Raw genomic sequence first — 13,965 nt, forward strand, 5'->3', positions numbered from 1 at the left:
TTCATGAGGGCAGCCTACTCCGGCTTGTCCGATTGTGCATCAGGGTGTGCCTGTTGAAAGGCCGGATGTTGCATGGCCAGACGCTCGACCCGCTGGATACGCGGGTATGCACTCAGTTGGACGTTGTAGCGATGGGCTGCATACAGCTGTGGTAACAGGTAAATGTCCGCAAGGCCGGGGCTCGTACCAAAACAGAAACCATCCTTTTCGATCAACTGCTCGACGGCCTGCAAACCTTCGCCGATCCAGTGCTCGATCCAGCTCAGAATAGCGGGTTCGTCGTGACCCAGACCGCGTAACCGGTTGAGCACCGAAACGTTGTGCAAGGGGTGAATGTCACAGCCGACCAGCGCCGCAACGGCCCGCTGGCGCGCACGCAGAACAGCATCCTGCGCCAGTAACGCAGGCTGCGGGTAGCACTCTTCCAGGTATTCAATGATCGCCAGTGACTGGGTGATGACCACGCCATCGTCCAGCCTCAATGCAGGCACCCTGCCCTGAGGGTTGACCGCCTTGTAGCCGGGTGTGCGCTGCTCGCCGCCATCAAGCAGCAGGTTGACCGGGATCGCGGTGTAATCCAGCCCTTTGAGGGCCAGCGCAATACGCACACGGTAACTTGAAGTCGAGCGGTAGTAACTGAATAGGTCCAAGGAAGTCGCCTGCCTGACGCACGGGTGCTGTGTTTATTATTTTCGTAACAACATTACGTAATGCGTAAATTGCGCGATCCGCCTGACGCTGTCAACTCAAGCCTTGTGCTGAATGAGCTAGGATGCATTAACCCGATAAAAACAACGCTGGGTGCCTGCATGAATATTCTTTATGACGAACGCATCGACAGCGCGCTGCCCGCAGTCGACAAGCAACAATTGCTGCACGAGCTACGACGCCAACTGCCCGACCTGGACATTCTGCACCGCGCCGAAGAGCTTCGGCCCTACGAGTGCGACGGGTTATCGGCCTATCGCACCACGCCGATGCTGGTGGTGCTGCCACGCCATGTCGAAGAAGTGCAGACGCTGCTCAAACTGTGCCATGCGCATCGCGTGCCGGTGGTCGCTCGCGGCGCGGGCACCGGGTTGTCGGGTGGCGCACTGCCACTGGAGAAAGGCGTGCTGCTGGTGATGGCGCGCTTCAATCAGATCCTCGCTATTGATCCGGCTGCTCGTCTGGCGCGGGTCCAGCCCGGCGTACGCAACCTGGCCATTTCCCAGGCAGCAGCACCCCACGGTCTGTATTACGCACCCGACCCTTCCTCGCAAATCGCCTGTTCCATCGGCGGCAACGTGGCAGAAAATGCAGGCGGCGTGCATTGCCTCAAATACGGACTGACCGTACACAACCTGCTCAAGGTTGAGATACTGACCGTCGAAGGCGAGCCAATGACCCTGGGCAGCGACACGCTGGACTCACCGGGCTTCGACTTGCTGGCACTGTTTACCGGCTCCGAAGGCATGCTCGGTGTCATTACCGAAGTCACGGTCAAGCTGTTGCCCAGGCCGCAAGTGGCCAAAGTGCTGCTGGCGGCGTTCGATTCCGTGGAAAAAGCCGGCGGTGCGGTGGCCGATATCATTGCCGCAGGCATCATCCCCGGCGGGCTGGAGATGATGGACAATCTGGCGATTCGTGCCGCCGAGGATTTCATTCACGCAGGCTATCCGGTTGATGCAGAAGCCATCCTGCTTTGCGAGCTGGACGGGGTCGAAGCCGATGTACATGCCGATTGCGAACGGGTTCGCGAGGTATTGACACTGGCTGGCGCAACCGAAGTGCGTCAGGCGAAAGACGAGGCCGAACGGGTGCGCTTCTGGGCTGGGCGCAAGAACGCCTTCCCCGCCGTGGGCCGTCTGTCACCGGATTACTACTGCATGGACGGCACTATCCCGCGACGCGAGTTGCCAGGGGTATTGCGCAGCATCAAGGAGTTGTCAGCTCAGTACGGCCTGCGCGTGGCAAATGTGTTCCATGCTGGCGATGGCAACATGCACCCGCTGATCCTGTTCGATGCCAATCAGCCGGGTGAGCTGGAGCGCGCCGAGGCGCTGGGCGGCAAGATCCTTGAGCTGTGCGTCGAGGTCGGCGGCAGCATCACCGGCGAGCACGGTGTCGGTCGCGAGAAGATCAACCAGATGTGCGCGCAGTTCAACAGTGACGAACTGACTTTTTTCCATGCCATCAAGGCCGCATTCGACGCCAGCGGCCTGCTCAATCCCGGCAAGAACATCCCGACCCTGCATCGCTGCGCGGAATTCGGTGCCATGCATATTCATGCCGGGCAATTGCCGTTTCCCGAACTGGAGCGCTTCTGATGAGCGAGATGGACAAAGACGTCAGCCAGGCTCTGCTCGAACGGGTCGATCAAGCGCTACGGGAGAGCACGCCGTTGCGTATTCAGGGTGGCAACAGCAAGGCCTTGCTTGGACGTGAGACAACAGGTGAGGTGCTCGATACCCGCGAACACCGTGGCATCGTCAGTTACGACCCGACAGAACTGGTGATCACCGTCCGCGCCGGTACGCCGCTGAGCGAGCTGATGCAGGTGCTGGACGCCGCAGGCCAGATGCTGCCCTGTGAACCGCCCGATTTTGGCTGCGCAACGCTCGGCGGCATGGTCGCCGCAGGACTGTCGGGCCCGCGCCGCCCCTGGAGCGGGTCGGTGCGTGATTTCGTGCTGGGCACCCGGGTCATCACCGGCCTCGGCAAGCATCTGCGCTTTGGCGGCGAAGTCATGAAAAACGTTGCAGGCTATGACGTTTCACGCCTGATGGCAGGCAGTTTCGGCTGCCTTGGGGTGCTGACCGAGGTGTCGCTCAAGGTGCTGCCCAAACCGCGTCTGTGCAGCAGCATCGCGTTGCAGATGGACAGCTCGCAAGCCTTGGCCCGCCTCGCTGAATGGGGTCAGCAACCTATGCCCATCAGCGCAGCCAGCCACGACGGTCAAGTGCTGCGCCTGCGTCTTGAGGGCGGCGAAGGCTCGGTGGCAGCAGCCCATGAGAGGCTTGGTGGCGAAGTGTTCGATGGCGCTTACTGGCAGCAGTTGAATGAGCAGCGTCTGCCCTTTTTTCTGGACCCGCGACCTTTATGGCGGCTCTGCGTACCTGCCCAAAGCGCCGTACTGGAACTGCCAGGCGAGCAACTGCTCGACTGGGGCGGCGCACAACGCTGGCTGAAATCCGACGCAGACGGCGAAACCATTCGAGCGATCACCACGGCGGCTGGCGGGCATGCAACCTGCTACAGCCAGGGCGTTGTCGACAACCCGTTCCAGCCGCTGACCGCACCTGTACTGCGTTACCACCAGGCCCTCAAGGCCCGGCTCGACCCGCAGGGCATTTTCAACCCCGGCCGACTGTACGCGGAGTTTTAAGCATGCAGACCACATTGAGTGAACACGCCAGAACCCTGCCCCGCGCCGAAGAGGCCGAACACATCCTGCGCAGTTGCGTGCATTGCGGTTTCTGCAATGCCACCTGCCCGACCTATCAACTGTTGGGTGATGAGCTGGACGGCCCGCGCGGCAGGATCTACCTGATCAAACAGGTGCTCGAAGGCCAGCAAGTCACCGAAAAAACCCGCTTGCACCTGGACCGCTGCCTGAGCTGCCGCAACTGCGAAACCACCTGCCCGTCCGGCGTGGATTATCACAACCTGCTGGACATCGGCCGTGCAGCGGTTGAGGCCCTGGTGCCCCGCCCGCTTGGCCAGCGGTTGCTGCGTGAAGGCCTGCGCCAGGTAATTCCCAATGCCGGATTGTTCCGTTTGCTGACCGGAATGGGCATGAAGTTCAGGCCCTTGTTGCCGCAGACACTGGCAACCAAACTGCCTGCAACAGTCCATGCTGCCGGGCTGCGGCCGACCACTCGTCATGCGCGTCAGGCGCTGCTGCTTGATGGCTGCGTGCAGCCAGGTCTGTCACCTAATACCAACGCTGCCACGGCACGCGTGCTTGATCGTCTGGGCATCGGTATTACTGCGGTCAGCAAGGCCGGATGCTGCGGCGCCGTGGATTACCATCTGAATGCACAGGAGGCAGGTCTGAAACGGGCGCGGCGCAACATCGACGTCTGGTGGACCGCGCTCGAAGGCGGTGCCGAAACCCTCATCCAGACGGCCAGCGGTTGCGGTGCATTCGTCAAGGACTACGGCCATTTGCTGCGCCACGACCCAGCCTATGCAGACAAGGCCGAGCGCATCAGTGCGTGCACAAAGGATCTGGTCGAAGTACTGCGTGACGAGCCGCTGGAAACCCTGGGCATCAAGGTCGACACGCGACTGGCGTTCCACTGCCCATGCACCTTGCAGCACGCACAGAAACTCGGTGGTGAAGTGGAACGCGTACTGACTCGTCTAGGCTTCAACCTGACCCAGGTGCCGGACGGCCATTTATGCTGCGGCTCTGCCGGGACCTATTCAATCACTCAGCCGGCCTTGGCCCGTCAATTGCGCGACAACCGCATGAACGCGCTGGAAAGCGGCAAACCTCAGGTCATCGCCACCGCCAATATCGGTTGTCAGACTCACCTGGCCAGCGCCAACCGAACTTCGGTACGGCACTGGATCGAGCTGATTGATGAAGCGCTTGGCACTCCAGAATCTCGCTGAACTCCTATCCAATAACCACTGCTCCGGAGCAACCCATGAAAATCAAAGCCGTCCTTACCCAAACCGAAGTGAGCCTGATGCTCGGTGCCGCACGCGACGAGGCCCAGGCCAATGGCTGGGCTGTGGCCATCGCGGTCGTTGATGACGGCGGCCATCTGCTCGCATTCGAACGACTGGACGACGCGTCGCCGATCAGCAGCTATATCTCGATCGAAAAAGCCCGTACCTCGGCACTCGGCAAACGTGAGTCCAAAGGTTACGAAGAAATGGTCAACGGCGGGCGTACGGCATTTCTCAGCGCCCCGCTGTTGACCTCGCTGGAAGGCGGCGTTCCGGTCATCGTCGACGGTCAGGTGATTGGCGCGGTGGGTGTTTCCGGCGTCAAGGCCGAGCAGGATGCACAAGTGGCCAAGGCCGGCATCGCGGCGCTGAATGCCGACTGACAGCGCAAGCCGCCGATGACTATATACAACCGGCCACTGCGCCTGCGTCATCCGCCGTGGCAGGTTTGGCAGGCGCAACTACAGCCTGTAGATCGAAATCCAGCTCATGTCCGGGTGGGAGGAGTAGATATACGTACCGGTCCTGTTGAGTACTGCGCCGCCCACCGAAGGAAAATAGGCGATACAGGTGGCGATTCCCTTCACAGTGTCGATCCGGTAGACGTCGTAATTGCAGGTGTAGATCGCATACACATAGCGCTCATCCGGCGTGACGCCTATGACTTTTACCGGATAGCCCTGGGTACCTATCTTCTCCCGATAAAACATTTTGTTGGTGGCGGCATCGATAATGTACACCTCGTCGATTCCGCCCACATACAGCCAGGCGCCATCGGAACTGAAGGCCATCGACCGCGGATCTGAAAACCCGGGAATATCATGCTGCAGGTAATCCACCCTGCTGATTGCAAGAACATCGGTGGGTGCCGTCCGGTCGACCAGCATCGTTGCGTAAAACCGGTCATTCAGGGGGCTGATCCCGAGGGCCAGCGACGCATTGGTCAGGGCACCCAGATCAAACTCGTTTTCGACCGTGTAGTTCTCGGTCTCGATCAGGCGGATCAGCCCGCCAAGCGCATTCTGAAAGGACAGGCAGATAAACCGGCCATCCGGGCTGCACAGGATGCGGTTGACGTTGGCAGCCGGAAGTATCCTGATGACCTCGCGCAAGCGCGTGTCCACCACGTAGCACCTCTTCTGACCAATGGTGTAAAGCCGTTTCCCATCGGGGCTCAGGGTAATCGCACCCGCGCCTGCCCGCTTGATACTGCCGACCACGCTTGCACTGGCGATGTCGACCACGCTGACTTCGCGGCCGCTCTCATGAGCGACATACAGCGTAGTTTCATCGGGACTGATAACGATCTCAGCGGGTACAAAGCCCAGCGGGATAATGCCAGTCAACCATGCGATGTCCAGAGGGACTCCTGAACCGACCGGGTCTGCGATGTGAGTCAGAGCTCTAACGTTTTGAGATGCTTTTTTTTGCATTTCTCTCACCCTTCAATAGGTCTTGTAAGACCGCCAGGACGGGGAATAGATAAGAAGATATATCCCCGTCATCCAACGATGCGGCCAAGACACTTATGCCGCTCCGATCCAAAAACGTAAGGTCATTGAATACTCAACACGAGGGGATGGGTACTGTCAGAAATAACAGTCCAGACGCACCGAAACCGTCCGAATGAGGGTATCAGCAGCGTTGCAGGACAGGGCCGTCGGGCACTCCAGCCCAGCGCCGGGAAAGCCCGGAGCGCAACGACCACTGGTCAGCGTGATGGCCAGGGAGGAAGCATGCAGGGATGGCCTTACTCAATACTCAGGAGCTTTCCCGTACCACCAGCTCAAACCCCAGATCCACCTGCGAATGCTGCGTGACCCCGTCGAGCAGGCCCAGCAGCACCTGTGCAGCACGCTGCCCGACTTCCTCCCTGGGCGTGCGTATCGAGGTCAGGCGCGGCACCATGTGGGCAGAACCGGGCAGGTCGTTAAAGCCCACCAGCGATACGCGTTCGGGAATGGCGACGCCCAGACGCAAAGCCTCAAGGGCAGCGCCCTGCGCCAGGTCGTCATTGCAGAAGAAAACTCCGTCGACATCCGGATGTTGCTCCAGCAGGCGGGCAAACAACTCACCACCCAGGCCAATCGAGGACGACTGAGGCGTCGAGACCTGCAGCTCGGGGTCGAACAGCCCGGCGTCTTCCAGCACTTGGCGAAACCCGGCCCCGCGCTGCAATACGCGAGGGTCGAGCTGAGCGGCCATGTAAGCCAATCGACGACGCCCACGCCCCAGCAGATGGCGTGCGGCTTCTGCCCCGGCCTGCTGTTGCGAGAAGCCGACGCAATAGGTACCCAGTCGCGTATCGAGCTCCATCATGTGTACGCAAGGTACGCCGCTGGTCTCAAGCATCTGGCGCGACGCTGCGGTGTGATCGAAACCGGTCAGCAGAATACCGCGCGGACGATTAACCAGATGGTTGCGCAGCAGTTTCTCTTCCTCATCGGGTGAGTAGTGATAGTTGCCGATCACCACGTCCAGACCACGGATGCGCAACACGTCCTGAATGGCCTCCAGCGTCTCGATAAACAACTGGTTGGAAAGTGAAGGCACCAGCACAACGACGGTCTGGCTGCAGGAAGAGGCCAGCGCCCTGGCTGCAGAATTTGCGACATAGCCCAGGGTCTGTGCCGCAGCGCGGACCTTTTCCGCCAGCTCCGGCGCAACAGTGGTAACGCCGCGCAGCGCCCGGGAGGCCGTGATCGGCGACACGGCAGCAAGCCTCGCCACCTCATTGAGCGTAGGGCGACCAGTAGAGCGGGAACCAATGCGGATCATGCGTTGCCAACTAACATAGGGGTTGCCAAATGTGTCGAATGCCCCATAAGGTAGCGCTGTCTCATGGAAGGTGACAATGCTTTATCGCTGGTTTCACATGGGTCGCCCGGTCAGGGTCGCCGCGGAGAACAGCCTCCAATGCTTATTGATGAGCCCAAAACAACGACAAAAACTGGAACAGCCCGGGCTGAGCCTGATGTCCACCGGACAAAGACAGCGCTGTCTCCAGATGAGGTGCCTACTGTGACAACTGCGAATACTGCTATTTCCGCCCTTGTGGTAATGGGTGTCTCTGGCTGCGGCAAAAGCGCCGTCGGTGCCGAGATCGCCCGCAACAGCGGCGGTCGCCTGATCGAAGGCGATGCGTTCCACCCTCCCGCCAATATCGAAAAAATGAGCGCCGGAACCCCTCTCAATGATGACGACCGGGCCGGCTGGCTGACCCGCCTGGGCGAAGAGATGGCTGCTGCCCTGGCAAACGGTGAGCACCCTGTGCTGACCTGCTCCTCACTCAAGCTTATCTATCGCCAGCGTCTGCGCGATGCCGTACCCGGCCTGGGTTTTGTTTTCCTGGAACTTACCAAGGAACTTGCCGCCGAACGTTGCTCGCACCGGCCGGGGCATTTCATGCCCGCCAGTCTGGTGGACAGCCAGTTCGCAACCCTCGAGCCGCCTTACGGCGAGCCGCTGACGTTGATCGTCGACGCATCGCAGCCTATCGATGTCATCGGTAAACAAGCCGCAGCATGGTGGAAAGACTCCCACGCCTGATAAAGGCGTGAGCGCAGAAGACAGCGCTGTCTTGCGTACACACGATATTAACGTCGGCGCTGTTAACAGCTCCTTAAAACAATAAACCGGAGAAACACCCATGTTCGGTATGACCCATGAGACGTTCCTGCTCGTCGATGCGCTGGTGACCATCGTCGGCCTTGTACTGTTGATCACCACCTTCAAGGTACACCCTTTCGTCGCGCTGACCCTGGCGGCAGGCTTTCTTGGCCTGACCTCGGGAATGCCGGTTGAAAAAGTCATGAAATCGTTTCAGGACGGCTTCGGCGGCGTACTGGGGTTCGTCGGTATCATCCTCGGCCTGGGCACCATGCTCGGCAAGCTGATGGCGGACTCGGGCGGCGCGGACCAGATTGCGCAAACGTTGATACGCACCTTCGGCAAGCAGAAAGTGCACTGGGCAATGATGTTCTCGGCCTTTCTGGTGGGCATCCCGCTGTTCTTCGAGATCGGCTTTGTGTTGCTGATCCCGTTGGTGTTCATTGTTGCCCGTCGTACCGGCGTATCCATCGTCAAGATCGGCATTCCATTGCTGGCAGGCCTGTCAGCCGTGCACGGCCTGGTTCCGCCACATCCGGGTCCGTTGCTGGCCATCGGCATTTTCGGTGCTGACATTGGCAAGACCATTTTCTACGGACTGATCGTTGCACTGCCGACGGCCATCATCGCTGGCCCGATCTTCGGTAGCTGGATTTCAAAAAGCATCCCTGGCACTCCTTCAAAGGAACTGATGGATCAGATTGCCAAAGAGTCGAGCACTGAGAACCTGCCAGGCTTCGGTATCACGCTGGTGACCATTCTGCTGCCGGTCTTCCTGATGCTGCTCAAGACCTTTGCCGACGTGGTGTTGCCGGAAAACAACATGTTCCGCATCTGGATGGACCTGATCGGTCACCCGATCAGCGCCCTCCTCGCAGCGCTTTTGCTGGCGTTTTACACCTTTGGTGCGGCGCGTGGCTTTGACCGTACAAAAATCATGAAACTACTGGACCAGAGCCTGGCACCGGTTGCCGCAATCGTTCTGATCGTGGGTGCAGGCGGTGGCTTCAAGCAAATGCTGGTCGCCAGCGGCGTGGGCGACGTGATCGGACACATGGCTGTGCAGGCTCAGATCAACCCGATCATGCTGGCCTGGCTGGTGGCTGCCGTCATCCGTATTGCAACCGGTTCGGCTACCGTGGCAACCATCACCGGCGCAGGGATCGTGGCACCCGTGGTCGGCCTGATTCCTGGCGTCAACCGCGAGCTGCTGGTGCTGGCAACCGGTGCCGGCTCGTTGATCCTCTCGCACGTCAACGATGCCGGTTTCTGGCTGGTGAAGCAGTACTTCAACATGACGGTTGCCGAAACCTTCAAGACCTGGACGGTGATGGAAACCATCCTTTCGGTGGTCGGCCTGATCTTCATCATGTTGCTGTCGATCGCGCTTTAAGCCCATTCCGGCAGGGCCTTTGCGGGCAATGAAACCCGCGAAGGCCAACGCCTTGCTGTACATCGCATCTCTGCGCCACAGCGCGCACTCCGGATCGGCCACCCAGTGTCCCTGATAGCGTCAACAAGCCTGAGCGTAGTAGCGATGGCGACCCGGCAGCCCTTTCCTACATCCTCGTTCGACACTTTCAACTGAATTTTCAGAAAGTCCGAGCAATCTCGCAAAGTCATGCCTACGCTTACACTCATGCCGAGATGAGCTTATCCCGCCTCGTCGAGTGAGACGATGACGACCTCACAGCGTGCAGCAGTTCACGATACTTTTTACATGACGCCAGTAAATACGGGCATTTTCACGTCGAAACGGGCAGAATTGGCGCGCTCGTCGTATCGCAGATGCAAATCTCGATGACAAGAAAATGAACCGAGGGAATTTAATTCACCCATGTGACGTCATAAGACGGATGCATTTGGATGCACTCGGCAACAATCACCACGCAAAGGCAAACGCCAGCCTCTTGAGAGAGGCGTTTTCAAGAGGCCATCAAGGAAAAGATTATGTTGATACTCACTCGCAAAGTAGGCGAAAGCATAAACATCGGTGACGAGATCACTGTCACGATTCTTGGCGTTCAAGGGCTTCAGGTCCGCCTGGGCATCAATGCACCAAAAAATGTTTCAGTGCATCGTGAAGAAATCTACAAACGTATCCAGGCAGAACTGGCTCCGAACCAGGACCCACAATAATTCCTGCAGTACCCCTTATTCAATGTTGATTTGCCATTTACTGGCAGACAGCCGTACGGCGTCCCTGGGGCGCCGTTTTTTATGGTGCTGTTTACCTGTAATTGCTGCCTAACCCGCCTGAATGTGAAGCGCTGCCTGCATGAATAAGTCCATACCGATCATCTCGGGAACAGCAGCTGGACAGGACAGCCTGCTGGTGACGGCCTCAACCACTGCTCGGCTTGCATCATGGTGAAACTGCCAGACGCCGTAGATACGTCCATCGAAGGCGGGTTCACTGCCCAGATGCGGATCGACGCCAAGCCCGGCCCCCAGACCAAAAAGATACAGGCCCTTCATTCGACGACCCTGCTGGTCCAACGGACAGCCGCAAGCGTCGGACTCAAGACCGCCCTTTGTCTCGCGCAGGCTGATGAAGTTGCCTTCGGCATCTTTTAGCGTCGGCAGCACAGGTTGATAGCCAGAGCACTGCACGATCACCGCCGAGTCGGCAAGCGCGAGTCGGGCCGGCTCGTGGTCATCAGGTCGCCCGCCCAGCGTTTGAAACATCTGCACCCGCACGCCCGTCTTGCCGACACGGCCGCTACACAGCGCCTCGCGCCCAATATCCAGCGCTCTATAACGCAAGCCGCCGGAGCGGTTGACCCGGCCTGATACCGGACACACATCGTGTTGGGCGTCGAAAAGGTAACCAGCTGCCTGTGCTTGTTCGACACTTTCGTAAAACAGCCTGATGCGGCTTCGATGAATAAGCGTCAGTTTCTGCAAGCCCGCGAACTCCAGTGCATCTGCCAGATTTTCCAGCATTGAAAAGGCACTGTGTGATCCACCCACAATCGTGATTCGCCCTTTACCGGCCAGCGCGGGACCGAACACTTCGCGTAATTGCACCGCATTCATACGCAGCAACCTGTCCGCGCTCTGAATACTCACATTGCCTGGCAGCGCCAGCCCCTGCCCGGCGAGAGCGTCAATCAGACGCTGTGGGTCCTGACGCCCACCCAGATTGAGTACCAGCGCCCGGCAGCGCACACGTCTTTTGCCGTACGGACCGTCAACGTGCAGGCAAAATGTGTCGCCGTCACTGACCACTTCATTAATGGTCGTACCGGACCAGACTTTTACTCCGTAGCGTTGCACGATGTGGTCCAGTACCAGCCTGGCGGCCTCGGCCATGAGCAGACCGGCATCAGACAGCTGCGGCGCGCTTTGCGCCTGCGCTTTGATACGCCAATACGCTGCCGAGTTTTCCAAAGGCTCGAATACCTCACGTAAGGCCGGATCGCGCAGGCAATCGATGAATACATCGCCCACAGAATTGGCGGTAATCCGATACTCCCCCAGCACGCCTGCTCCGGGCCGGTCGCTTGCATCAATGACGACCAATCCTTTCGCGGCAATTCTTGGCATTGCGCCGGTCTTCAGGACATTGAACAAAAAACCCATGCCGGCGAGACCGGCCCCTCCGACGACGCAGCCGCAGGTTGTTTCCATACCGTTATCAAACATGATGATGCTCCATCGTCATTTCATACGTTGGTGCAGCACAGAAGTTCTGGATGATCGAGTGCCTGGCTGATCAGGCGAACCAGCGTCCCTGCACGATTCGAGGCGAAACACATACAACCGAACACCGAAAAAAGCTCATTCACTGAAGTGATGAGTCGTCATGAAACAGTGTTTTTTTTACAGAAAGTTACAACAGGTAAAACAGGCGGGACCTTGAAGTAACGGAGTGGGCAGTAAAAAACCGCTCAATGCTACCGCCCGTTTTTAAGGCGGCGTTTTTATCAAGTGGAAAAGCGTGACAATGCGTTACGCATTCAGGAGGCAATCGGATAGTTGCAAAGAAACGCAAAAGTGTCAAATAGGCAAAGCGTTGAGCAACCCGTTCAATAGTGCGCGATAAGCTGATGATTTCACGGCGCTTGTACCTTTTTAAAACCTTGAAGTGCGCATGGTTCAAGACGGTTAAAAAGTTTCATGAATTTCTATTATTTTTTATCGCCCATCTCCGAAACAGCATGACTCCGACGCTGTTAAATTGACGTGCGACCGGGCAGCGAGTTTTGCCCGAAAAAGTAGAACCGGTAACCGCACAAACGACAAGGCCCCGATCAACACTGATCGAGGCCCTGCTGCGTGATGCCTGGGCATCAGAGGGATGAAGCAGTATCAGGCAGCGCTGTAATGCGCTTGTGACGCCTTGGCTTTTGCCGGTTCTTCACGCAACCCGGCTACCAGTGCAGAGATATCCCGGACAGTCTTGATACGGCTGAGCGGGAGGCTCGTCTGACGATGGGTACGCCCGGACACCGGATCGCTTATTTGCACCGTCATCTGATCGTTGGCAATGGTGCAGGTGCAACGCAACGGCAGGAATGCACGTTCAACGATACTCCTGAGTTCTAACTCAGACAGTCCACTCGTAATCATCTCTTTATCTCCTTATGGGTGTAAGCATGTCCCGACCATGACAAATTTTGACAATTTTTATTGTTGATGACTCTTTTAAAAAACGGCCCAGACCAGCCCGCCAATTATCTGTCGTCATTCGCGTTATGCTTAAACGAGTTATACACCTCTCGCAGCCCCTCTAGCAACTTCCACAACCGAATATCCTTGCTCCTTTTAATGCTGTCCCTTATTGAAGAATCAACAGAAAAAACGATTCACCGTAATGATTTCCAGCGTACTACGGCCTGACGTGAATCACGGCGTACAGAAGTCACACTAGAAAACAGCATAAATACTGACGAACGGTCGACTGCCGGGGCGGCGTTATCTGAAAAAATAACCAGACACTGTTATCGAGTCGCTTGAAAAACGGGTTGAAGATAAAAGGCACGCCCGGGCCGATGCAATAATGGCCGTGCGTGCCCCCGCATGAAAAACTTACTGTTCCGAGCCAGACAGACGCAGATGGATCAGCGCCACCCGGGCACCTTGTTTATCGCGTTTCTCTTCGATGGCATAAGGGCGAAAGCCCATCCGCGGGTAAAACAGCAACCCGGGGACGTTATGGTTGTAGCAGGATGCAATCAGCTCGGTCGCTTCGTGCTTGTCAAATGCGATCCCCATCATACTGGTAATCATGTAACGCCCTACCCCTTTGGAGCGGGCCTTCGGAGCGATGATCACATTACCCAGCGAGCAACGGCCGCGAAATTTGCATTGAGAGAAATTGGCAAAACCGACAACTTCGCCATCCATCTCGATGACGGTCGAGTCGTGTCGGGTCTCCAGTGCTTCGCTGAGTTGCGAGGCAGTCAGCGGGTAAGTCGCTCTGGGGAACATGTAGAACAGTTCGTCGGCATTCTGCGGCAGTTCGCAAATTGTGGGGATGTCTTTTTCTTCCAGGGGGCGGTGATGGAACATGAGCGGTAACCTCTTGAAGAAATTGAAGAAAGCGCGAGTAAACGTTAAGCAGATCGGCGATTTGGGCAACAGCTGGTGACAAAAATACAGCGCCTGTCCCTTCACAGCATAATCCCCGGCTATCGAAAAGGGCACCTCAATAACGAATTGTGCTATTGAGCGCCTTTGTTGACGCTG

The 13,965-nt window shown here is 57.8% G+C and carries 13 protein-coding genes; 7 read left to right on the forward strand and 6 right to left on the reverse strand.

What is annotated here, in order from left to right:
- Positions 1-14 precede the first annotated feature (14 nt).
- Positions 15-650: a maleylacetoacetate isomerase gene (gene maiA / locus FFH21_RS17300; RefSeq protein WP_004656982.1), complete on the reverse strand. Its 636-nt coding sequence runs from the start codon at positions 648-650 to the stop codon at positions 15-17.
- Positions 651-809: 159 nt separating this feature from the next.
- Here maiA and glcD point away from each other — a divergent pair, with 159 nt between their 5' ends.
- Genes glcD through FFH21_RS17320 form a run of 4 tightly spaced genes read left to right on the forward strand, consistent with a single transcriptional unit; the run spans position 810 to position 5,045 of the window.
- The gene (gene glcD, locus FFH21_RS17305; protein WP_011169026.1) at positions 810-2,309 is read left to right on the forward strand and encodes a glycolate oxidase subunit GlcD; all 1,500 of its coding nucleotides are present in this window, start codon (positions 810-812) and stop codon (positions 2,307-2,309) included.
- A complete protein-coding gene (glcE, locus tag FFH21_RS17310) occupies positions 2,309-3,367 on the forward strand; it encodes a glycolate oxidase subunit GlcE (protein WP_011169027.1) in 1,059 nt (352 codons plus the stop codon). The genes glcD and glcE overlap by 1 nt, the downstream gene beginning before the upstream one ends.
- Before the next feature lie 2 nt (positions 3,368-3,369).
- Positions 3,370-4,602 carry a glycolate oxidase subunit GlcF gene (glcF, locus tag FFH21_RS17315; RefSeq protein WP_011169028.1) on the forward strand — a complete coding sequence of 411 codons (1,233 nt, stop codon included), beginning with the start codon at positions 3,370-3,372 and terminating at the stop codon, positions 4,600-4,602.
- Between the two features lie 35 nt (positions 4,603-4,637).
- A complete protein-coding gene (locus FFH21_RS17320) occupies positions 4,638-5,045 on the forward strand; it encodes a heme-binding protein (protein ID WP_002554153.1) in 408 nt (135 codons plus the stop codon).
- 78 nt (positions 5,046-5,123) lie between these two features.
- Here the strand turns inward: FFH21_RS17320 and FFH21_RS17325 are convergent, their stop codons facing one another.
- Positions 5,124-6,095, reverse strand: a complete 972-nt coding sequence (locus tag FFH21_RS17325) for a WD40 repeat domain-containing protein (RefSeq protein ID WP_002554154.1) — start codon at positions 6,093-6,095, stop codon at positions 5,124-5,126.
- A gap of 328 nt (positions 6,096-6,423) precedes the next feature.
- Complete coding sequence (locus FFH21_RS17330; RefSeq protein ID WP_004665777.1) at positions 6,424-7,440, reverse strand: LacI family DNA-binding transcriptional regulator; 1,017 nt, start codon at positions 7,438-7,440, stop codon at positions 6,424-6,426.
- Between the two features lie 282 nt (positions 7,441-7,722).
- Here FFH21_RS17330 and FFH21_RS17335 point away from each other — a divergent pair, with 282 nt between their 5' ends.
- The 3 genes from FFH21_RS17335 to csrA all read left to right on the forward strand — a co-directional run bounded on the left by FFH21_RS17335 (position 7,723) and on the right by csrA (position 10,410).
- Positions 7,723-8,211, forward strand: coding sequence for a gluconokinase (locus FFH21_RS17335; RefSeq protein WP_004656996.1), 489 nt, complete (start codon positions 7,723-7,725; stop codon positions 8,209-8,211).
- 100 nt (positions 8,212-8,311) lie between these two features.
- Positions 8,312-9,664 (forward strand): GntP family permease, encoded by a 1,353-nt coding sequence (locus FFH21_RS17340; protein WP_011169029.1) that lies wholly within the window; start codon positions 8,312-8,314, stop codon positions 9,662-9,664.
- 557 nt (positions 9,665-10,221) lie between these two features.
- Positions 10,222-10,410, forward strand: a complete 189-nt coding sequence (gene csrA / locus FFH21_RS17345) for a carbon storage regulator CsrA (RefSeq protein ID WP_002554157.1) — start codon at positions 10,222-10,224, stop codon at positions 10,408-10,410.
- Positions 10,411-10,518: 108 nt separating this feature from the next.
- Here csrA and FFH21_RS17350 read toward each other — a convergent pair whose 3' ends face one another.
- The 3 genes from FFH21_RS17350 to FFH21_RS17360 form a co-directional block, all read right to left on the reverse strand.
- The gene (locus FFH21_RS17350) at positions 10,519-11,919 is read right to left on the reverse strand and encodes a hypothetical protein (RefSeq protein ID WP_011169030.1); all 1,401 of its coding nucleotides are present in this window, start codon (positions 11,917-11,919) and stop codon (positions 10,519-10,521) included.
- A 666-nt stretch (positions 11,920-12,585) separates the two neighbouring features.
- A complete protein-coding gene (locus tag FFH21_RS17355; RefSeq protein ID WP_002554159.1) occupies positions 12,586-12,846 on the reverse strand; it encodes a DUF1652 domain-containing protein in 261 nt (86 codons plus the stop codon).
- A 459-nt stretch (positions 12,847-13,305) separates the two neighbouring features.
- A complete protein-coding gene (locus FFH21_RS17360; RefSeq protein WP_002554160.1) occupies positions 13,306-13,788 on the reverse strand; it encodes a GNAT family N-acetyltransferase in 483 nt (160 codons plus the stop codon).
- Between the last annotated feature and the right edge of the window lie 177 nt (positions 13,789-13,965).

Origin of the sequence: Pseudomonas sp. KBS0707, from assembly GCF_005937945.2 — a bacterium.
GTDB classification, from domain to species: Bacteria; Pseudomonadota; Gammaproteobacteria; order Pseudomonadales; family Pseudomonadaceae; genus Aquipseudomonas; species Aquipseudomonas amygdali.

What these genes read in the sequence shown, in the direction of transcription:
- glcD (WP_011169026.1), top strand. Translation starts at nt 810, where the DNA reads ATGAATATTCTTTATGACGAACGCATCGACAGCGCGCTGCCCGCAGTC.
- glcE (WP_011169027.1), top strand. Translation starts at nt 2,309, where the DNA reads ATGAGCGAGATGGACAAAGACGTCAGCCAGGCTCTGCTCGAACGGGTC.
- glcF (WP_011169028.1), top strand. Translation starts at nt 3,370, where the DNA reads ATGCAGACCACATTGAGTGAACACGCCAGAACCCTGCCCCGCGCCGAA.
- FFH21_RS17320 (WP_002554153.1), top strand. Translation starts at nt 4,638, where the DNA reads ATGAAAATCAAAGCCGTCCTTACCCAAACCGAAGTGAGCCTGATGCTC.
- FFH21_RS17325 (WP_002554154.1), bottom strand. Translation starts at nt 6,095, where the DNA reads ATGCAAAAAAAAGCATCTCAAAACGTTAGAGCTCTGACTCACATCGCA.
- FFH21_RS17330 (WP_004665777.1), bottom strand. Translation starts at nt 7,440, where the DNA reads ATGATCCGCATTGGTTCCCGCTCTACTGGTCGCCCTACGCTCAATGAG.
- FFH21_RS17335 (WP_004656996.1), top strand. Translation starts at nt 7,723, where the DNA reads ATGGGTGTCTCTGGCTGCGGCAAAAGCGCCGTCGGTGCCGAGATCGCC.
- FFH21_RS17340 (WP_011169029.1), top strand. Translation starts at nt 8,312, where the DNA reads ATGTTCGGTATGACCCATGAGACGTTCCTGCTCGTCGATGCGCTGGTG.
- csrA (WP_002554157.1), top strand. Translation starts at nt 10,222, where the DNA reads ATGTTGATACTCACTCGCAAAGTAGGCGAAAGCATAAACATCGGTGAC.
- FFH21_RS17350 (WP_011169030.1), bottom strand. Translation starts at nt 11,919, where the DNA reads ATGTTTGATAACGGTATGGAAACAACCTGCGGCTGCGTCGTCGGAGGG.
- FFH21_RS17355 (WP_002554159.1), bottom strand. Translation starts at nt 12,846, where the DNA reads ATGATTACGAGTGGACTGTCTGAGTTAGAACTCAGGAGTATCGTTGAA.
- FFH21_RS17360 (WP_002554160.1), bottom strand. Translation starts at nt 13,788, where the DNA reads ATGTTCCATCACCGCCCCCTGGAAGAAAAAGACATCCCCACAATTTGC.